This is a genomic window from Streptomyces sp. NBC_01237 (assembly GCF_035917275.1).
Lineage (GTDB): Bacteria > Actinomycetota > Actinomycetes > Streptomycetales > Streptomycetaceae > Streptomyces.
Map to the genome: position 1 here is coordinate 5,209,317 of NZ_CP108508.1, position 18,650 is coordinate 5,227,966.

Below are 18,650 nucleotides of genomic sequence, written 5' to 3' on the forward strand. Positions count from 1 at the left end.
GACTGTGGACTTCCAGCTCTCGGAGGATCAGCGGGCGCTGCGGACAGGGGTGCGCGACCTGCTCGCGGGACGCTTCGGCAGGGACCGGATGCGGGCCGCCCTGGACCGGGGCGAGGGCCCCGGCCGGGGCCTGTGGGGGGAGCTCGGCGCGGCCGGGTTCTTCGCGCTGCGGCTGCCGGAGGACAGCGGCGGGGTGGGCCTCGGGCTGCCCGAGGCCGCGCTGCTCTTCGAGGAGGCGGGGCGGGTGCTGCTGCCCGGACCGCTGGTGGCCACCCACCTCGCCGCCGGTGCGGTGGAGGGGGCCGCGGAGGGGCGGACCGCGGTGACCGCGGCGGACGGCGACGGTCCGGTGGCGGACCTGGCGGACGCCGACGCGGTGCTCGTCCTGGGGGAGGGCGTGCGGGTGCTGACCGGGGAGCCGTTGCGCGCCGTGGTGCGCGGGGCCCGCCCCGTACGTTCGCTCGATCCGTTCACCCCGCTCCACCGGTCGACGGACCTGGCCGGACAGGGGGAGCCGCTGCCCGGCGACGCGGCGCGGCTGCGCGGCGAGGGAGCGGTGCTCACCGCCGCCGAACAGCTCGGAAGTGCCGCCCGCACCCTGGAAATGGCCGTCCAACACGCCCGTGAGCGTGAGCAGTTCGGTACCCCGATCGGGTCGTTCCAGGCGGTCAAACATCTCTGCGCCGAGATGTTGGCCCGGCTCGAACCGGCGCGTTGCGCCGTGTACGCGGCGGCCGTGACGGGCGACCCCGCAGAGATCGCGGGCGCCAAACTGCTCGCCGACGAGGCCGCCGTCGGCAATGCGCGCGACTGCCTCCAGATCCACGGCGGCATGGGCTTCACCTGGGAAGCAGATGTTCACCTCCACCTGAAACGGGCCTGGGTGCGTTCGGCCCGGTGGCTCACGGCGGCGGCCGCGGAGGAGATTCTGGCGGCCGATCTGGGCGGTGGCGGACCGCAGGACCGGGCCCCGGTGATACCCGTGTAGGAGGCATCCGAGCTTGCGGGTGAGGGGTGACTCAGCGCAGCCGGACCGTGCCGAGACCGGGTTGTGTCCGTTGCGTGATTCGTCACCGGCCGGAGTCGGCGCCGGGCTCGGGTACGCTCCGTGGGATGCGAGTGGTTCTGGAACCGGGCGATCCGGGTGCGGCCTGTGCGGCTGCTCCGGACCGGGAGAGATGCCCCGCGCATACCTCAAGGAGATCGGCGGGGCCTGTCCGGGAAGCGATTCCCGAGGCGTCGACGCGCTCCTGTTCGACTCCCCGCAACGTGCGTCGCACAGTATGCACCACGCGTACTCCTTCGCGCTGGAATATGCCCGAAGCGCTTGTTGCGGTGACTGTACGTCAACCATGCTGTATCCCGAGGGAATCACGTTCCGTGACCCTGAGGAGGCGCGAGGCGATGTGTCCGCCGGTTCGGATGGTGTGAGCGGTGCAGGTGCTTCAGGTTCAGCTGGAGGTCGGGCCGGATCCCGCGGAGGTGGGGCGGGCCCGCAGATGGGCGCGGTCGCGCCTGGTCGGGTCCGGGATGGGGGACGACGAGCCGCTTGCCGAGACGCTCATCCTGCTCATCTCGGAGCTGGTCACCAACGCGGTCGTCCACACCGGCTGTCCGGCCGTGCTGAGGATGCTCTTCGGCTCGACCGGGGGCACCTGCGCCGCCGGGACCGTACGCGTCGAGGTCGCCGACGCCAGCGCCCGCCCGCCCCTCCAGCGTCACGCCGAGGGTGACGACACCAACGGCCGCGGTCTGGAGCTGGTGGACGGTCTCGCGGACCGCTGGGGCTGGCAGCCCGAGGGCGCGGGCAAGCGGATCTGGTGCGAGGTCGACCGGGGCGGCCCGGTGCTGGTCCCGGTGCTCCAGGACCTGTCCGGACCGGGCGCCGTCGCGGATTCCGGGGCCGGGGTCACCTCCGGGGGCATCGGAGCACAGGGCGTCGGAGCAAAGGGTGTCGGCACGCAGGGCGTCGGAGCGACGGGTGTCGGCGCGCAGAGCGTCGGCGCACAGGGTGCCGGGGTGCGCGAACCGTCCCGCGCCGTCTTCACCCCCTTCCTGTAGAAGGGGCGCCGGCGGCACGGGCGGCAGCGACGGGCGCCACCGCGGGACATCGTGCGCCAACGGGACTCCGGCGCCACGGCACTCCGGCCGTCACAGGATGGCGACCGGGGCGACCGGGGTGCCGGTGGCCCCGACGAAGGGCTCCGGCATCGCCGAGAGCAGGAAGGCGTGGCGCCGCTCCTCCGCACAGGCGGTGGAGAGAGCTTCGAGGTTCCAGTTCTGGCCCTGGAGCATGCCCATCTCGACCAGATGGAGCGCGTGCACCGGCAGCCACAGGTCCTCGGTCTCCGGCGGGAAGATCTCGAACGTGAGGGTGTCATTGGCGACCGCGGCCACATCGCGTGCGTGGAACCACTCGGGCGTCCGCACCGAGAGGCCGGGTGACGGATAGCCGTAGCCGTGCTTGTCGCCCGCCAGGTAGACCTGCACCTGCCCGGTCCGTACGAGCACGATGTCTCCGGCCCGGACCCGCAGGCCCGCGAAATCCTCCGCCGCGTCCAGGTCCTCCGGGGTGACGGCGTGGTCGCCCGGCAGCCGGTCGACGCCCCGGGCGCGGGCCACGTCCAGCAGGACTCCGCGCGAGACGAGGTGCGGCACGGCGGCGATCGAACTGAACTCCGCGCCGCCATGGGCGGTGACGGTGGCGGCGGGGCGGCCGTTGTAGATCTTCCCGCTGTGCGAGGCATGGGTGAGCGCGTCCCAGTGGGTGGCCGCCTGGAGTCCCATCGTGACGGCGTCGTCGCTGGTGGCGACCGTGCCGGGGCCGAAGAGTTCCTGGTTGATCTGGACCATGGTGTGCAGGGGGTTGACCCGTCCCGGGATCAGCCCGCTCTGTACGCCGTCCTGCTGGAGCGGCAGCGCGAGCGGAATCCGGCGGCCCGTGCGGACGGTGGCGGCGGCCTCCCGTACGACCGCGTCGGTGATCAGGTTGAGCGTGCCGATCTCGTCGTCCGCGCCCCAACGGCCCCAGTTGTTGACGCGCTTGGCGATCTCGTGGAACTCGGCCGGCAGGGACATGGGGGCCTCCTGGGTCTTGTGCCGGAGCATCCGACTACCCATAAAATCTAACGGTCCGTCAGAAACCGCGGGAAGGGGCCGGGCATGGGGAACTTCTTGGCAGGCAAGGTGGTCGCCGTCACGGGGGCCGGCCGGGGCATCGGGCGGGCGGTCGCACGCGCCGCCGCCGCCGAGGGGGCACGGGTCGTCGTCAACGACTACGGCGTCTCCATCGAGGGCGGAGAGCCGAGCAGCGATGTCGCGCGGTCCGTCGTGAAGGAGATCGAGGCGGCGGGCGGAGAGGCGGTCGCGGTCGCCGACGACATCTCCACGATGGCGGGCGGGCAGCGGATCGTGGACACGGCGCTCGACCGGTTCGGGCGGATCGACGGGGTCGTGTGCGTCGCCGGGATCCTGCGCGAGCGGATGCTGTTCAACATGTCCGAGGAGGAGTGGGACCCGGTTCTCGCCACCCATCTCAAGGGCACCTTCACGGTATTCCGCGCCGCGTCCGCGGTGATGCGCAAGCAGGAGGGCGGCGGCACACTCATCGGCTTCACCAGCGGCAACCACCAGGGCAGCGTGGCCCAGGCCAACTACAGCGCGGCCAAGGGCGGGATCATCTCGCTCGTCCGCAGCGCGGCGCTCGGCCTGCACAAGTACGGCGTCACGGCGAACGCCGTCGCCCCGGTGGCCCGTACCCGGATGTCCGCCAACGTACCGATGGAACTGGCGGAGATCGGGGAGCCGGAGGACGTGGCGGCGCTCGTCGTGTACCTGCTGAGCGAACGGGCCCGCGCCGAGCGGATCACCGGTCAGGTGTACACGATCGCGGGCCCGAAGATCGCGGTCTGGGCCCAGCCGAGGGAACTGCGCGCGGGGTACGCGGACGGGGCCTGGACTCCCGAGAAGATCGCCGACTTCCTGCCGGGGACGGTGGGGGTGGACCCGATGCCGATGCTGGCGCGGCTGGAGGAGATGGCGGCGGCGGCCAGGGCGGGCACCCGGCCCAACGCCTGACCGCCCCAGGGGCCGCACCCGGCCCGACGCCCGACCCGCCCGTGGGGCGGAGCCCCCAGGAGAGAAGCAGGAGGCACGCATGGACTTCCGTTCCGGTCCCGAGGACGAGGCGTTCCGCGCACGGGCCCGCGGCTGGCTGGAGGCCAACCTCCCCACCGCCACCACCCCCCGCACCTGGGAACGCACCCTCGGCCGCGACGGCTGGATCGGCCTCGGCTGGGAGACCCCGGCCCCCGGCTACGGCAACCGGAGCGCGAGCCCGGCCCAGCAGGTGCTCTGGGCCGAGGAGTACGCCGCGTCCGCCGCCCCCGCACGCGTCGGCCACATCGGCGAGAACCTCCTCGCCCCGACCCTGATCGCGTACGGCACCGAGGAGCAGCGGCGGCGCTTCCTGCCCGGGATCGCACGCGGCGAGACGCTGTGGTGCCAGGGGTACAGCGAACCGGGCGCCGGTTCCGACCTCGCCTCGGTGCGCACGGCCGCCGTACGGGAGGGGGCGGGCGGCTATGCCGTGACCGGGCAGAAGATCTGGACGTCACTCGCGCGGGACGCCGACTGGTGCTTCGTCCTGGCCCGCACCGAGCCCGGATCGTCGCGCCACCACGGGCTGTCGTTCCTGCTGGTCGAGATGGACCAGCCGGGCCGCGTCGAGGTGCGGCCGATCCGCCAGATGTCGGGGACCAGCGAGTTCAACGAGGTCTTCTTCGACGGGGCGCGCGCCGAGGAGGTGGTGGGGGGCGAGGGCAACGGCTGGACCGTCGCCATGGGGCTGCTTGCCCTGGAGCGCGGGGTGTCCACGCTCGTCCAGCAGATCGGGTTCGCCGCCGAGCTGGAGCGGGTGGTGCGCGCCGCCGTCGACAGCGGCGCCGTCACCGACCCGGTCGTACGGGAGCGGCTGGTGCGGCAGTGGGCGGAGCTGCGGACCATGCGCTGGAACGCGCTGCGCACCCTCGGCACGACGGGCGACCCCGGCGCCCCCAGCGTGGCCAAGCTCCTGTGGGGCGGCTGGCACCAGCGGCTCGGCGAGCTGGCCGTACGGATCAAGGGCCCGGCGGGGGCCGTCGGGCCGGCCGCCTGGTCCGAGCGGAGCCCGTACGAACTCGACGAGGCACAGCGCCTGTTCCTCTTCACCAGGTCCGACACCATCTACGGCGGCTCGGACGAGATCCAGCGGAACATCATCGCCGAGCGGGTGCTCGGCCTACCGAGGGAGCCGAGATGAGAGGCGTCGTCTTCGACGGCAAGCGGACCGAGGTCATCGACGACCTGGAGATACGCGATCCGGCGCCCGGTGAGGTGCTGGTCGCGGTGGCCGCGGCGGGCCTGTGCCACAGCGATCTGTCGGTGATCGACGGCACGATCCCCTTCCCCGCGCCGGTGGTTCTCGGCCACGAGGGTGCCGGGGTGGTGGAGGCCGTCGGCGCGGGTGTCACGCATGTGGCGCCGGGGGACCATGTGGCGCTGTCGACGCTGGCGAACTGCGGGGCCTGCGCCCAGTGCGACCGGGGCCGGCCCACGATGTGCCGCAAGGCGATCGGCATGCCGGGGCGCCCCTTCTCGCGGCGCGGCACACCGCTGTTCCAGTTCGCCTCCAACTCCGCGTTCGCCGAACGCACCCTGGTCAAGGCCGTACAGGCGGTGAAGATCCCCGCCGAGATCCCGCTGACCTCGGCGGCGCTGATCGGCTGCGGGGTCCTCACGGGAGTCGGCGCCGTACTCAACCGGGCGCGGGTCGACCGCGGCGAGACGGTCGTCGTCATCGGCACCGGCGGCATCGGTCTCAACGTGATCCAGGGGGCGCGGATCGCGGGCGCCCTGACCATCGTGGCCGTCGACGCGAACCCGGCGAAGGAGGCGGTGGCCCGGCAGTTCGGCGCCACGCACTTCCTGACCTCGGCCGAGGGCGTGCGCGAGATCCTGCCGGCCGGCGCCGACCACGCCTTCGAGTGCGTGGGCCGCACGGAACTGATCCGGCAGGCGATCGACCTGCTGGACCGGCACGGCCAGGCGATCCTGCTCGGGGTTCCGGCGGCGACGGCCGAAGCGTCGTTCCTGGTCTCGTCGATGTATCTGGACAAGTCGATCCTGGGCTGCCGGTACGGATCGTCGCGCCCGCAGCGCGACATCGCGCTCTACGCCGACCTCTACCGCGAGGGGCGGCTGCTCCTGGACGAGCTGGTGACCAGGACCTACCCGGTGGAGGACTTCGACAAGGCGGCGGACGACGCGCACCACGGGCGGGTGGCGCGGGGGGTGCTGGTGTTCTGAGGCAGAGGCCACGCGGCGCGACGCGTCCACGTCGCGTCCGTGGCGGGCCCGGCTTCCGCGTGGCGTCCGCGTGGCGTCCGCGCCGCTTCCGTGGCGGGCCCGGCTTCCGCGTGGCGCCCGCGCGGCTTCCGTGGCGCCGGGGGAGCGCGTCGCGTCCGGCGGGCGCCGGGTGTGCTGCGCCGGAGTGTGCGGCGCCCGCGCCGTTGTGGGTCAGTGGCCCTGGTCCGCCGTCGTGCGGAAGGTGCGGCGGTACACGGTCGGTGGCACGCCCAGCGCCGCCTGGAGGTGCTGGCGCAGCGAGGTGGCCGTGCCGAAGCCCGCGTCCCGCGCCACCTGGTCGATCGAGAGGTCCGTGGACTCCAGCAGCTGCCGGGCCCGCTCCACCCGCTGCTGGGCCAGCCACTGGCCGGGGCTGACCCCGACCTCCTCGCGGAAGCGGCGGGTGAACGTCCGTACGCTCATCGCCTCCTGCCGCGCCATGTCACGCAGCAGGATCGGCCGGTCCAGACGCCCCAGCGCCCAGGCGCGGGCGCCGGTGGTGGTCGCGAACTGCGGTTCGGGGACGGGCCGGTGGATGTACTGGGCCTGCCCGCCGTCGCGGTGCGGGGGGACGACGGTGCGGCGGGCGATCTCGTTGGCGACGGCGGCACCGTGGTCGCGGCGCACGATGTGCAGGCAGAGGTCGATCCCCGCGGCGACCCCGGCGGAGGTGAGGACGTCGCCGTCGTCGATGAACAGGACGTCCGGGTCGACGCGGACGTTCGGGAAGATCCGCTGGAAGTGTTCGGCGGAGGACCAGTGCGTGGTCGCGGGCCGGCCGTCCAGATATCCGGCGGCGGCCAGGACGTAACTGCCGGTGCAGATGGAGACCATCCGGGTGCCCGGCCGGACGAGCGCGAACGCGGCGGCCAGCTCCTCGGTGAGTCTGCCCTCGGTGTGGACGGGACCCAGCTCGTAGGAGGCGGGGACGACGACGGTGTCGGCGGTGGCGAGCGCCTCCGGCCCGTGCTCGACGGTGATCGTGAAGTCCGCGTCGGTGTGGACCGGGCCCGGCGGGCGGACGGAGCAGGTCACGACCTCGTACAGCTTTTTGCCCTTGTTGCGGGGCTCCGCGCCGAGCGACCGGCCGAAGATCCGCTGGGCGATGCCCAGTTCGAAGGGGAGCAGCCCATCGAGGGCCAGAACGACGACACGGTGCGGCATGACGGACCTCCTATAACTCACTAGCTGGTATAGACCAAAAGCTGATACATGTCACTGCTGTGATGGAGAAGCCCACAGAAACCGCGCCCGTTCCCGACGCACCGGACGGCATAGTTCCGCCGCCCACGCCTTTCGCGCTGCGGGGGGTGACGGTCGGCGCGGGTCCCGGCGCGGGTTCCGGATCCGGGTTCGGCGCGGGGCTCGGCTCTGGTCCCGGCGAGCTCTGGAACCGAAACTTCCGGTACTTCTTCGTCGCCCGTACCGTCGCGCTCTTCGGCGACGGAATGATCCCCGTGGCGCTCACCGCGGGTCTGCTCGGCGCGGGCCGCCCCACGTCGTCCGTCGGGTTCGCGCTGGCCTCCTGGATGGGGCCGCTGGCGTTCTTCGTGCTGTTCGGCGGGGTGCTGGCGGACCGCTTCACCCCGCGCCGCATGATGATCATCGCCGATGCGCTCCGGCTGACCGGTGCGTCGGTGCTCGCGGTGGCCTTCGCGACGGGCAACCCGCCGCTGTGGTCGGTCTACGTGCTGAGTTCCGTCGCCGGGGTCGGCGCCGCACTGTTCCAGCCGGGCGTCGCCTCGACCGTGCCCCGGGTCTCCTCCGACATCCAGCGGGCCAACGCGGTCCTCCGGGTCTCCGAGGCGCTGATGACCATGGCGGGCCCGGCCTTCGCGGGCGTACTCGTCGGGCTGGCCAGCGCAGGGGCCGTGTACCTGGCGAACGCGGCGACCTTCGCCGTCTCCGGGATCTGCCTCTTCCTGATGCGGCTCGCCCCCGCCCCGGCCGACGACGCGGTGCGCGGCACGTTCGTCGCGGAGCTCGCCGACGGATGGCGGGAGTTCCGGGCCCGCTCCTGGCTGTGGGGCGTGATCGCGATCTGGACGGTGTACGGGTTCATGGTGCTCGGCCCGATGCTCCCGCTCACCGCCGTCCTGGTCACCGAGGAGCACGGCTCGGGGACGTACGGCGTGATGATGGCGGTGAACGGCGCGGGCAGCGTGGCCGGTGGGCTGCTCGCCCTGCGGCTGCGCCCGCGCAGACCGCTCGCGGCAGGGGCCCTCGCGCTGTCCGCCGTGGTGGTGAACCTGGTGGTGCTGGCGCTCGGGACACCGGTGTTCGCACTGGGGGCCGGACAGTTCGTGGCGGGCGCGGCGTTCGCGTTCTGGCTGGTGATGTGGTCGACGACGGTGCAGACCCATGTCCCGCCGGAGGCCCTGAACCGTCTGCACGCCTACGACGTGGCGGGCTCGCTCCTGATGGTGGCGGCGGGCCGGGCGCTGGCCGGACCGGTGGCGGAGGCGGTGGGCGCACCGGAAGTGCTGCTGGCCGGCGCGGTGATCAACATGCTGGTGGTGGGCGTGCTGCTGATGGCGCGGCCGATCCGGCGGCTGGAGCGGATCGGATGACGGCGCCGGTGGCCGGGCGGGCGTCGGCCGCGCGTACGAGGGCGCTGGCGGCGGGTGGCGCGGTGCTCACCGTGGCCGCCGGGCTCGGCATCCGGTCGGCGGCGGGCGGGGATGTCGCCAAGTACGCCGGGGACGCGCTGTACACGGTGCTGATCCACGTCCTGGTGGTGATCGTCGCACCGAGGGCGCGTCCGCTGCCGGTGGCGGGGGTGGCGCTGGCCTTCAGCTGGGCGGTGGAGTTCGCCCAGCTGACCGGCGTACCGGCGGAGCTGTCGGCGCGCAGCGGGGTGGCCCGGCTGGTGCTCGGCTCGACGTTCAACTCCCCGGACCTGTTCTGGTACGCGGTGGGGGCGGGAGCGGCCTGTGGTGCGCACGCGTGGGCGGTGCGGCGTGGCAGGTGTGGGTGGGCTGCGGGGCGGGCGCGCGTCGAATAGGCCGGGGAGGGCCGGTCGGATCCGGACGGGCGCGGGTGCCTTGGCCCGTTTCTCCGCCCGTGCGTCCTCCGCCCGTGCCTGCACCCCGTGCCTCCACCCCTGCCACCCCTGCCTGCGCCCGTGCTTCCCGCCCGTGTCTCCGCCCGTGGCGGGATCCGTGGCTTCGGTCCATGGCCCGGCCTGCGGCCGGATCCGTGGCCCGATCCCTGCGAACTGTGTCCGTCCGGCCACTCGTACGCCCGATGTCCGGACCGGATGCTGAGTGACGTGACCCAGACAACCGAAGGCGCCGCCAGGGACGACGGCCGACGGCCCGGCGCCGCCGCGGCGTCCGGCCGCCGTTCGCGGACGTCCGGCCGGCGCGCGGACAGGCCCGGTCCCCGTTCCGGGACGTACGAGCGCCGCTCCAGGACTCCTTCCCGGCCGGCCGGGAACCCGGGGCGCCGCCGCCCGGACCGTGTCCACCGGGCCTGGATCATCGCCGCCGTCACCTTCGTGACGATCATCGGCGGCGCGGCGTTCAACTCGCTTCCCGGCCTGCTCATCGACCCGCTCCACACGGAGTTCGGCTGGTCGCGCGGGGAGATCGGGCTGGCCGTCTCGATCGACATGGCGCTGTACGGGCTGACGGCACCGTTCGCCGCGGCGCTGATGGACCGGTTCGGCATCCGCCGGGTCGTCGTCGTCGCGCTGAGCATGGTGGCCGTGGGGGCACTGGCCAGTGTCCGGATGACGGCGGCGTGGCAGTTGATGATCTATTGGGGCCTGCTCGTCGGCCTGGGCACCGGCTCCATGGCGATGGCGTTCTCCGCCACCGTGACCAACCGCTGGTTCGTCGCCCGGCGCGGCCTGGTCACCGGTGTCCTCACCGCGGCCGGTGCCTCCGGCCAGCTGGTGTTCCTCCCGCTCTGCGCCTGGATCGTCGACGCCCACGGCTGGCGCCCGGCCTCGGTGACCGTGGCTCTGGCGGCCCTGGTCGTCGTCCCGTTCGTCTGGCTCCTGATGCGCGACCACCCGGCCGACGTGGGCCTGGCCCCGTACGGCGGTGAGTACGTGGCGAAGCCCGCACCAGAGAAGGGCGCCGCGGGGCGTGCGGTGCGCATCCTGTTCGACGCGGCGCGGACGGGTCCGTTCTGGCTGCTCGCGGGGACGTTCGCGATCTGCGGTGCCTCGACCAACGGTCTGATCCGCACCCACTTCGTCCCGTCGGCCCACGACCACGGCATGCCGATCACGGCCGCCGCCTCGCTGCTCGCCGTCATCGGGGTCTTCGACGTGATCGGCACGGTCTTCTCCGGCTGGCTCACCGACCGCTACGACGCCCGCCGACTGCTCGCCGTCTACTACGCGCTGCGCGGCGTCTCGCTGCTCTTCCTGCCGATGCTGATGGCGCCGACGGTCCACCCGCCGATGGTCTTCTTCATCGTGTTCTACGGCCTGGACTGGGTCGCGACGGTCCCGCCGACCATCGCGCTGTGCCGTGAGCAGTACGGCGAGGACAGCGCGATCGTCTTCGGCTGGGTCCTGGCCTCGCACCAGGTCGGCGCGGCGGCGGTGGCGTTCCTCGGCGGGGTGGCGCGGGACGTGTTCGGTTCGTACGACCTGGTCTGGTACGCGTCGGGGGCGCTGTGCGCGACGGCGGCGCTGATGGCGCTGGTGATCAGGCGGAAGACACCGGCGCCTGTGTGAGGCCCCGGAAGCCTCAGACGCTGAACCGGCCGAACGCCCCCCGGTGGAACAGCAGCGGATCCGCGTCCGCGCCGTCCTCCGTCGCCCCCAGCGCCTCCACCCGGCCGACCACGATCAGATGGTCCCCGCCCGTGTGGACGGCCTGGATGCGGCAGTCGACCCAGGCCGGTACGGAGCGCAGGAGCGGTGACCCGGTCGCGGGGCTGTTCCCGTACGCCACTCCCGCGAACTTGTCGGCCCCGCTCACCGCGAACCCGCGGCACAGCGCGCCCTGGTCCGCGCCCAGGATGTTGACGCAGAAGGCTCCGGAGCGCGCGATGCGCGGCCAGGTCGTCGATGTGCGGGCGACCATGAAGGTGACCAGCGGCGGATCGAGGGAGAGCGAGGCGAACGACTGGCAGGCGAACCCGGTCGGACCGTCCGCGTCCTGGGCCGTCACGACGGTGACGCCCGTCGCGAAGTGCCCCAGCACGCGCCGGAATTCGCCGGGGTCGACGGACAGCCGTTCGTCGTCGCGGACGGCTCGGAGATCGGGCCGCGGCAACGGGTCCAGCGGCGCCGGGGCGGTGGTTCCGGCACCGACGGACCTGAGGTACCGGACGGCGGTTGCGGCCATACCTGCGTGTCCCATCACACCTCCATTAGAACTGACGAACCATCAGATCGGAAGGGCTGGAACCCCTACCGTCCCCGGTACTTCGGTGAGCGCCGCTCCACGAAGCTCGTGACCCCCTCGTTCGCGTCCCGCGTCGTCATGTTGATCTCCTGGGCCATCGCCTCGGCGGCGAACGCGGTCGCCCGGTCGCTGTCCAGCGAGGCGTTCACCAGCTGCTTGGTCAGCGCGATCGCCCGGGTGGGCCCGTCGGCCAGCCGCCGCGCCCATTCCCCGGCGGTCTTCGTCAGCTCCGCGTCCGGCACCGTGCGGTTGACCAGCCCCAGCCGCTCCGCGTCCGCGGCGGGGAGCGCGTCGCCGAAGAACATCAGCTCCTTGGTGCGCTGCGGGCCGATCAGCCGGGGCAGCAGATACGCGCCCCCGCCGTCCGGGACGAGACCGCGGCGTACGAACACCTCGATGAACTTCGCCGAGTCGGCGGCCAGGACCAGATCGCAGGCGAGCGCGAGGTGCGCGCCGAGGCCGGCCGCGGTGCCGTTGACGGCGGCGATCACGGGTTTCTCGCAGTCCAGGACGGCGCCGATCAGACGCTGGGCGCCGAGCCGGATCGTCCGGGCGACATCTCCGGGTACGCGTTCGCCACCGGAGGCCGGGGCGCCGCGCAGGTCGGCGCCCGCGCAGAAGCCGCGACCGGTCGCGGTGAGGACGACGGCCCGTACGGCGGGGTCGGCGGAGGCTTCGGCGAGCAGGGCGATGACGCGTTCACGCTGGTCCCAGGTGACGGCGTTCATGGCGCCGGGCCGGTTGAGGGTGATCCACGAGACGCCGTTGTCAGTGGTGTGGAGTACCAATGACTCAACGGGTTCCACGGACTCGATGGGTTCCACGGGTTCCACGGGTTCGATGGGTTCCATGGGTTCGACGGGGGTGTAGGGCCCGGCGGTGTCTTCGGGGGAGGACGGCATGAGGCAGCTCCAAGGCGGGCGGCGGCGGGGTGGGGGCGGCACATGGTGGGACAAGGGCGGAAACAGGAGCGGGGGCGGGTACGGCCGGAGCGGAGGCAGGGACCGGGGCGGGGGTGACGGGTGGTGGCGCCGGGGCCGGCGTGGGGGATCAGCTGCAGATGGCCAGCGCGTCCAGGGCCACCGCGCCCTGCCCCCTCCCCAGCACCACCAGCGGATTGATGTCCAGCTCGGTGAGGTCGTCGCCCAGCTCCAGGGCCATGCGCTGCACCCGGAGGACGACCTCGACGAGCGCGTCCACATCGACCGGCAGCCCGCCGCGCACGCCCTCCAGGAGCGCACGGCCGCGCAGTTCGCCGAGCATGTCCCGCGCCTGGTCCTCGCCGAACGGCGGCACCCGGACCGCCGTGTCGTGCAGGACCTCGACCAGTACGCCGCCGAGGCCGACGGTCACGGTCGGCCCGAAGAGGGCGTCCTGGGTGACGCCGACCATCATCTCGACGCCCCGCTCGATCATCTGGCAGACGAGGACCCCGTCCAGGTCGATGGACTCGAAGCGCGCGATGTCGGTGAGTTCGCGGTACGCGTCGCGGACCTGGCTGGCGGAGGTGAGCTGCACCTTCACCAGCCCCAGCTCGGTCTTGTGGGCGAGCTGGGCGCCGGACGCCTTCATGACGACGGGGTAGCCGACCAGCCCCGCCGCCCGGACGGCCGCCGCCGCGCTGGTCACCAGCTGCTCGCGCGGCACGCGAATGCCGTACGCGCGCAGCAGTTGCTTCGCCGCGTGCTCGCTCAGCCGGCGTCCCGGGCGGATCAGCGCCTGTGCCTTGCGGAACGAGGGCGACGGGGTGCGCGGCGCCTCGTCGAACGGCGAACGGTAGCCGGAGGCGAAGCGGTGGTGGTCCAGATAGGCCCGTACGGCGGTGATGCAGTTGCCGAACGTACGGAAGGTCGCGACCCGGGACGAACCGAGCAGCGTCGTGCGGTAGGCGTCCTCGGTGCCGACGGGCGACCCCCAGATCACGCACACCAGTTTGTCCGTGGTCTCCGCCGCGTCCACCAGGTCCTGGGCGAGCCGGTCGCTCATCGGAGGGAAGGGGCCGGTGATCGGGCAGATCAGCACCCCGACGGACGGGTCCGCGAGGATCGCGTCGATGATCTTCCGGCCACGCCAGTCGCCGACGGGGTGGCCGCCGTTGTCGATCGGGTTGGCGACGTTGAGATAGCCGGGTATCCAGGAGTGCAGCTCGCGCTGCTTCTCCTCGGACAGGGTGGGCAGCTGGAGCCCCGCGCCGGTGGCCAGGTCGGAGAAGTGCGCGCCCGTGCCGCCCGAGATCGAATACACCGCGACCCCGTCGGCCTGCGGCGGCCTGGCACGGGCCAGTAACGCGGCGGTGTCCTGGAGTTCGTCGAGGCCGTCCACCCGGATCACCCCGAACTGCCGCATCGCCGCGTCCACCACCTGGTCGGCGCCGGTCAGCTTGCCGGTGTGCGACGCGGCCATCCGGGCCCCCGTCTCCGTACGCCCCACCTTGACCGCCACGACGGGGACCCCGGCACGGGCCGCCCGGTCCGCGGCGAGGAGGAACGCGCGGCCGTCCTTGAGGCCCTCGACGTAACAGGCGATGGCCCCGACCTCGGGGCGCTCGGCGAAGTACGAGATGAAGTCGGAGGTCTCCAGATCGGCCTCGTTGCCCGTGGGTGCCCAGTGCGAGAGCCGGATGCCCAGCTCCTGGAGGGTGTAGACGGGCCGGCCCTGGTGCCCGGACTGTGTGATCAGGGCGATCGCGGGCCCGTCCAGGTCCTCCCGGAACTCCTCGAAGGCGTTGAGGTTGGTGTTCGGCCCGAGCAGCCGCAGCCCGGACCGCTCCACCGCGGCCGCCAGTCTGGCCTGCGCCGCCGCGCCCGCCTCGCCGGTCTCGGCGAACCCGGAGGCGAAGGCCACGGCGAACTTCACCTTGGCCTCGGCGAGTTCCTCGATGACCGGAAGGGGGTCGCCGACCAGGAGTACGGCCAGATCGACCTGTTCCGGCAGGTCGGCCACGGAAGGGGAGCAGGCCCGCCCGAACACGGATTCCCGTGTGGGATGCACCGGGTGCAGCCGCGCCCCGACCCGCTCGGACCAGGCGATGAGCTGCCGGGTGATCCCGGTGTTCGGCCGCCCCTCGGTGTCGGAGGCCCCGATGACGGCCACGGAGCGTGGCCGGAAGAACCGGTCCAGGTCGGGCACGGCCGCGTGCAGCGGCCGTCCGCTGACGTCGAGACCGCCCTCCACCGCGGCGGTCGGCATGCTGACGACGGCGGCGTGCGGCTCCTCGCCGCAGGCCACCACTCTGGCGCGGAAGTCGGTGGTGAGGGTGCCGTGAGTCGATCCAAGCATCGTTCCGCCCACTTCTGCTCGATGGTGTCCGTCCGGGCCCCGCGGAGTCGTCCGGGCCCCCGTTCCAAAGCTGACGCCTTGTCAGGTTACTGAACTGACGGCCCGTCAGGAATGGCTGGGACGGAATGGGTGGCACGGAATGCGTGCGGCACCGCCGGTCCGGGGCGTCGTCCGGCGGCCGTGACCGGCGCGGGGTCCGGACGTCCGGAGGGGCCCGGACGTCCGGACATCCATCCCGGATTCTGGAACATGGCCGCAGGGAAGCCGCCGGGACAGGCTTCAGGCATGACAAAGCAAACTGTTCTGGTAATCGGCGGCACTGGCAAGACCGGCCGCCGGGTGGTGGCCCGGCTCCAGGAGCAGGGCGTGGAGGCGCGCGTCGCCTCCCGTTCCTCGGAGATCCCGTTCGACTGGACGGACCCGGGAACCTGGGAGAGGGCCCTCGACGGGGTCACCGCGGCCTACATCGTTCCGTACGACATCTCGCCCTCGCCGACGCCCGCCCTGGTGGAGCGGGCCGTGGCGAGCGGGGTCCGGCGGCTGGTGCTGCTCTCGGCCCGCGGCGTGGACGTGCCCGGATACTTCGGCGCCGCGTACGACGGTAACGGGCCCCATGTGCAGAGCGAGGACGCCGTACGGGCCTCCGGGGTGGAGTGGACGATCCTGCGGCCGGGCTGGTTCGCCCAGAACTTCAGCGAGGGCATCTTCCTCGACGGAGTGACGGGCGGCGAGCTCGCCCTGCCCACCGGGGACGGCACCGCCGCGTTCGTCGACGCCGAGGACATCGCGGCGGTGGCCGTCGCCGCGCTGACCGAGGACGGCCATCAGGGCCAGGTGTACGAACTGTCCGGCACCCGGGCGCTGGGGATCGCCGATGTCCTCGCGGAGATCGCCGGGGTGACGGGGGTGCGGGCCCGCTATGTCCCCGTGGAGGAGGACGAATTCCGGGCCGGGCTGGTCGCCCAGGGATTCCCGGCCGAGGAGGCGGAGGTCTGGACCGACGCGCTGAAGCCGATCCGGACGAGCAAGGAGGCCCCGGTCGTCGACGGGGTACGGCGCGCGCTCGGCCGGGCACCGCGCGACTTCACCGATTTCGTGCGGGACGCGGCCGCGGGGGGCGCCTGGCAGGTGTGAGGGCGGGGGAGCGCGCGGGAGCAGGGGGCGAACGGCCCTGTGCCCCCGCGCGCCGTCCCGACCCGTCCCGGCCCGTACCAACCGTTTTCTCATCCGGAGTGCCCAGTGCCCAGTGCCCAGTGCCCAGTGCCGACCGTTTCCGCATGAGGCGCCCACTCACCCAGCAGGGGCCTTCAGCTCCGGGGGTGCGAGGGAAGCGGCCTCCCGGCGGTATGTGCTCGGGCTCTCGCCCCGGAGCCGCTTGAACGCCGCGCTGAAGCCGAAGGCGTCCGCGTACCCCACCCGCCGGGCCACGGCCGCCACCGTCAGCTCGGGGCGGGTCAGCAGGTCGGCGGCCAGGGTCATGCGCCACTCGGTCAGATACGCCACCGGGCCCTCGCCGACCAGTTCCGTGAACCGCTTCGCCAGGGTCGTCCGCGACACCCCGGCCCGGGTCGCCAGTTCGGCCGTCGTCCACGGGTGGGCCGGGTCCTCGTGCATCGCGCGCAGCGCGGGGCCCGCGACCTCGTCACCCAGCGCGCGGTACCACTTGGGCGGGTCCGCCTCGGGGCGGTCGAACCAGTCCCGCAGCGTGCAGACCAGCAGCCAGTCCAGCAGCCGGTCGAGCACGATCTGCCGGCCCGGTCGTGCGCCGGTGATCTGGGCCTCCAGATAGTCGCGCATCGCCGTGCAGTCGTGGTCGTCCGGCACGACGAGCACCGGGGGCAGGACCCGCAGCAGCCGCTGCGGAACCTCCGCGTGCACGTCGTAGGCGGCGGCCAGCAGGACGGTGGGTCCGGTGAGTTCGTCGTCGGGGGCCGACGCGTCGTCCGGCCGGTCCTCACGCCAGCGCACCTCCCGCACCGAGGCCCCGGGCCCCGCACTCGTGGCCGGGTCGTCGGTGAAGACGAACGGCGCCGGACCCCGCACGATCGCGGTCTCACCGAGCCCCACCCGCTGCGGCGCACCGCTCTCCGGCACGATCCACCCGGCACCCCGCAGGGGCACGCACAGGGTCAGATACGCCCCGTCCGTGAACCGCAGCGACCATGGCGGCCACAACACCGAACGGCCGAACACCGCACCCTTGCCCCGTACGCCCCGCAACAGCTCATCGAACACGTCCATGCTCCCCACCGTACGCAGCCCCGGCGCCGGTCCGGACGATCGCCTATGTGCCACGGACGGGCGGCCATGGCTGTGGCACCGGCGCCGCGATGGACTTGCCCCATGACAACGAAGACGAGCACCCACGCCGCGTCCGCCCCCGCCGACATCCTCGTCCTGGGTGCCACCGGCAAGACCGGCCGCCGGGTCGTCCAGCGCCTGCGCGACGCCGGGACGGCCAGGGTCCGGGCGGCCTCGCGCTCCGGTGAAGTGCGGTTCGACTGGACCCTCCCGGACACCTGGGAGCCCGCACTGTCCGGGGCGTCGGCCGTCTATCTCGTCGCACCCGACGACCCGTCCCCGGTAAGGGAGTTCGTCACCCGGGCGACGGTCGCGGGCGTACGCCGCTTCGTCGCCCTGTCCGGCCACGGCATCGACAAGGCCGGGGGCGGCTTCGACGAGGCCGGGGGAGGCTTCGGCCGGGGAATGGCGGCAGGCGAGACGGCGGTACGCGAGTCCGGGGCCGAGTGGACGATCCTCAGGCCCAGCAACTTCTTCCAGAACTTCGACGAGGACCTCTGGCTGGCCCCGCTGCGGGCCGGCCGGCTCGGACTGCCGATCGGCGCGATGCCCGAGCCGTTCGTCGATGTGGACGACGTGGCGGAGGTGGCGGTGGCCGTCCTCACCCAGGGCGGCCACGCCGGCCGGATCCATGAACTGACCGGCCCCCGCGCGCTCACCTTCGCCGAGGCCACGGAGACGATCGCCCGCGCCGCCGGACGGGCCATCCGCTACGAGGAGTTGACCCCCGACGCCTACCGCTCGGAACTGCTCACCGAGGGCTGGCCCGAGGCCGCCGCCGACGCGCTGGGCGCCATGTTCGCCCTGCACCGGGCAGGCCGTTCGGCGGATGTCACCAATGGCGTACGGGAGGTACTCGGCCGCGCACCGTCGGACCTGGAAACCTGGGCCCGCCGCATCGCGGCCAAGGGCACCTGGGCGTAACCGGTCCGGGACGGGCGGGCCGCCGCAGCGAGCGCGGACCGCGCCGCCTGCCGTGCCGACCGCCGGGCCGGGCCGGGCCTGCCCAGGCGTGCGAGACGCCGAATGCGGAAGCGATTCATTCCGCGTCATCCCAAAGGGTGAATGATTCATGCAATGGCGACTGTCGATGATATGCCCCGCAGGTATTCCCGGAGATTCCTGACTTCCGTGTGTGTGTTTCGCAAGAGGGGGTGCGATAACGTTCCCCGGCGGAACGGCAGGCGTCGGGGGAAAGGCGGGGGATATTCGTGCAATATTCGGCCCAGTGGCAGAAATTGTTCGAACAGGCGGAGCGGTCCAGAACTCCCGGGTCCGAAGAGGCGACGCCGCGAATGTCCCGTGCCCCGGTCGGCT

At 72.9% G+C, this 18,650-nt stretch carries 15 protein-coding genes and 1 pseudogene; 10 read left to right on the top strand and 6 right to left on the bottom strand.

What is annotated here, in order from left to right; genetic code table 11:
- The first annotated feature begins 4 nt into the window (after positions 1-4).
- Both OG251_RS23230 and OG251_RS23235 read left to right on the top strand, forming a co-directional pair.
- Positions 5-988: an acyl-CoA dehydrogenase family protein gene (locus tag OG251_RS23230; RefSeq protein WP_326678967.1), complete on the top strand. Its 984-nt coding sequence runs from the start codon at positions 5-7 to the stop codon at positions 986-988.
- A gap of 446 nt (positions 989-1,434) precedes the next feature.
- A pseudogene (locus OG251_RS23235) lies at positions 1,435-1,884 on the top strand (ATP-binding protein); the annotation flags it as partial.
- A 267-nt stretch (positions 1,885-2,151) separates the two neighbouring features.
- On the opposite strand, the gene OG251_RS23240 reads toward OG251_RS23235, so the two are convergent.
- Positions 2,152-3,078: a cyclase family protein gene (locus OG251_RS23240; RefSeq protein WP_326678969.1), complete on the bottom strand. Its 927-nt coding sequence runs from the start codon at positions 3,076-3,078 to the stop codon at positions 2,152-2,154.
- A gap of 84 nt (positions 3,079-3,162) precedes the next feature.
- Between OG251_RS23240 and OG251_RS23245 the strand changes: the two genes are divergently transcribed.
- The 3 genes from OG251_RS23245 to OG251_RS23255 all read left to right on the top strand — a co-directional run bounded on the left by OG251_RS23245 (position 3,163) and on the right by OG251_RS23255 (position 6,345).
- Positions 3,163-4,077, top strand: coding sequence for an SDR family oxidoreductase (locus tag OG251_RS23245; protein WP_073718528.1), 915 nt, complete (start codon positions 3,163-3,165; stop codon positions 4,075-4,077).
- Between the two features lie 79 nt (positions 4,078-4,156).
- Positions 4,157-5,299 carry an acyl-CoA dehydrogenase family protein gene (locus OG251_RS23250; RefSeq protein ID WP_326678970.1) on the top strand — a complete coding sequence of 381 codons (1,143 nt, stop codon included), beginning with the start codon at positions 4,157-4,159 and terminating at the stop codon, positions 5,297-5,299.
- Complete coding sequence (locus tag OG251_RS23255) at positions 5,296-6,345, top strand: Zn-dependent alcohol dehydrogenase (RefSeq protein WP_326678971.1); 1,050 nt, start codon at positions 5,296-5,298, stop codon at positions 6,343-6,345. The genes OG251_RS23250 and OG251_RS23255 overlap by 4 nt, the downstream gene beginning before the upstream one ends.
- A 210-nt stretch (positions 6,346-6,555) precedes the next feature.
- Here the strand turns inward: OG251_RS23255 and OG251_RS23260 are convergent, their stop codons facing one another.
- Positions 6,556-7,548 carry a GlxA family transcriptional regulator gene (locus OG251_RS23260; protein ID WP_326678973.1) on the bottom strand — a complete coding sequence of 331 codons (993 nt, stop codon included), beginning with the start codon at positions 7,546-7,548 and terminating at the stop codon, positions 6,556-6,558.
- 62 nt (positions 7,549-7,610) lie between these two features.
- Here OG251_RS23260 and OG251_RS23265 point away from each other — a divergent pair, with 62 nt between their 5' ends.
- From OG251_RS23265 to OG251_RS23275, 3 genes are all read left to right on the top strand, one after another.
- Positions 7,611-8,954, top strand: coding sequence for an MFS transporter (locus OG251_RS23265; RefSeq protein WP_326678974.1), 1,344 nt, complete (start codon positions 7,611-7,613; stop codon positions 8,952-8,954).
- A complete protein-coding gene (locus OG251_RS23270) occupies positions 8,951-9,388 on the top strand; it encodes a ribosomal maturation YjgA family protein (protein WP_326678975.1) in 438 nt (145 codons plus the stop codon). The genes OG251_RS23265 and OG251_RS23270 overlap by 4 nt, the downstream gene beginning before the upstream one ends.
- A 267-nt stretch (positions 9,389-9,655) precedes the next feature.
- Positions 9,656-11,077 carry an MFS transporter gene (locus OG251_RS23275; protein WP_326678976.1) on the top strand — a complete coding sequence of 474 codons (1,422 nt, stop codon included), beginning with the start codon at positions 9,656-9,658 and terminating at the stop codon, positions 11,075-11,077.
- A gap of 13 nt (positions 11,078-11,090) precedes the next feature.
- Here the strand turns inward: OG251_RS23275 and OG251_RS23280 are convergent, their stop codons facing one another.
- The 3 genes from OG251_RS23280 to OG251_RS23290 form a co-directional block, all read right to left on the bottom strand.
- Positions 11,091-11,693 (bottom strand): flavin reductase family protein, encoded by a 603-nt coding sequence (locus tag OG251_RS23280; protein WP_326681378.1) that lies wholly within the window; start codon positions 11,691-11,693, stop codon positions 11,091-11,093.
- A 65-nt stretch (positions 11,694-11,758) separates the two neighbouring features.
- Positions 11,759-12,604: an enoyl-CoA hydratase/isomerase family protein gene (locus tag OG251_RS23285; protein ID WP_326681379.1), complete on the bottom strand. Its 846-nt coding sequence runs from the start codon at positions 12,602-12,604 to the stop codon at positions 11,759-11,761.
- Positions 12,605-12,803: 199 nt separating this feature from the next.
- Entirely contained in the window at positions 12,804-15,032 is a 2,229-nt protein-coding gene (locus OG251_RS23290) for an acetate--CoA ligase family protein (protein WP_326678977.1), read from the bottom strand.
- Positions 15,033-15,317: 285 nt separating this feature from the next.
- On the opposite strand from OG251_RS23290, the gene OG251_RS23295 reads away from it, so the two are divergent.
- Positions 15,318-16,166 (top strand): NAD(P)H-binding protein, encoded by an 849-nt coding sequence (locus OG251_RS23295; RefSeq protein ID WP_326678978.1) that lies wholly within the window; start codon positions 15,318-15,320, stop codon positions 16,164-16,166.
- A gap of 156 nt (positions 16,167-16,322) precedes the next feature.
- Here OG251_RS23295 and OG251_RS23300 read toward each other — a convergent pair whose 3' ends face one another.
- Positions 16,323-17,273, bottom strand: a complete 951-nt coding sequence (locus tag OG251_RS23300; RefSeq protein ID WP_326678979.1) for an AraC family transcriptional regulator — start codon at positions 17,271-17,273, stop codon at positions 16,323-16,325.
- Positions 17,274-17,375: 102 nt separating this feature from the next.
- Between OG251_RS23300 and OG251_RS23305 the strand changes: the two genes are divergently transcribed.
- Positions 17,376-18,257, top strand: a complete 882-nt coding sequence (locus OG251_RS23305; RefSeq protein ID WP_326678981.1) for an NAD(P)H-binding protein — start codon at positions 17,376-17,378, stop codon at positions 18,255-18,257.
- The last annotated feature ends 393 nt before the right edge of the window (positions 18,258-18,650 follow it).

Excerpts from the sequence above, each read along its gene's own strand:
- OG251_RS23240 (WP_326678969.1), bottom strand. The coding sequence starts at position 3,078 with ATGTCCCTGCCGGCCGAGTTCCACGAGATCGCCAAGCGCGTCAACAAC.
- OG251_RS23245 (WP_073718528.1), top strand. The coding sequence starts at position 3,163 with ATGGGGAACTTCTTGGCAGGCAAGGTGGTCGCCGTCACGGGGGCCGGC.
- OG251_RS23250 (WP_326678970.1), top strand. The coding sequence starts at position 4,157 with ATGGACTTCCGTTCCGGTCCCGAGGACGAGGCGTTCCGCGCACGGGCC.
- OG251_RS23255 (WP_326678971.1), top strand. The coding sequence starts at position 5,296 with ATGAGAGGCGTCGTCTTCGACGGCAAGCGGACCGAGGTCATCGACGAC.
- OG251_RS23260 (WP_326678973.1), bottom strand. The coding sequence starts at position 7,548 with ATGCCGCACCGTGTCGTCGTTCTGGCCCTCGATGGGCTGCTCCCCTTC.
- OG251_RS23265 (WP_326678974.1), top strand. The coding sequence starts at position 7,611 with ATGGAGAAGCCCACAGAAACCGCGCCCGTTCCCGACGCACCGGACGGC.
- OG251_RS23270 (WP_326678975.1), top strand. The coding sequence starts at position 8,951 with ATGACGGCGCCGGTGGCCGGGCGGGCGTCGGCCGCGCGTACGAGGGCG.
- OG251_RS23280 (WP_326681378.1), bottom strand. The coding sequence starts at position 11,693 with ATGGCCGCAACCGCCGTCCGGTACCTCAGGTCCGTCGGTGCCGGAACC.
- OG251_RS23285 (WP_326681379.1), bottom strand. The coding sequence starts at position 12,604 with ATGGAACCCATCGAACCCGTGGAACCCGTGGAACCCATCGAGTCCGTG.
- OG251_RS23290 (WP_326678977.1), bottom strand. The coding sequence starts at position 15,032 with ATGCTTGGATCGACTCACGGCACCCTCACCACCGACTTCCGCGCCAGA.
- OG251_RS23295 (WP_326678978.1), top strand. The coding sequence starts at position 15,318 with ATGACAAAGCAAACTGTTCTGGTAATCGGCGGCACTGGCAAGACCGGC.
- OG251_RS23300 (WP_326678979.1), bottom strand. The coding sequence starts at position 17,273 with ATGGACGTGTTCGATGAGCTGTTGCGGGGCGTACGGGGCAAGGGTGCG.
- OG251_RS23305 (WP_326678981.1), top strand. The coding sequence starts at position 17,376 with ATGACAACGAAGACGAGCACCCACGCCGCGTCCGCCCCCGCCGACATC.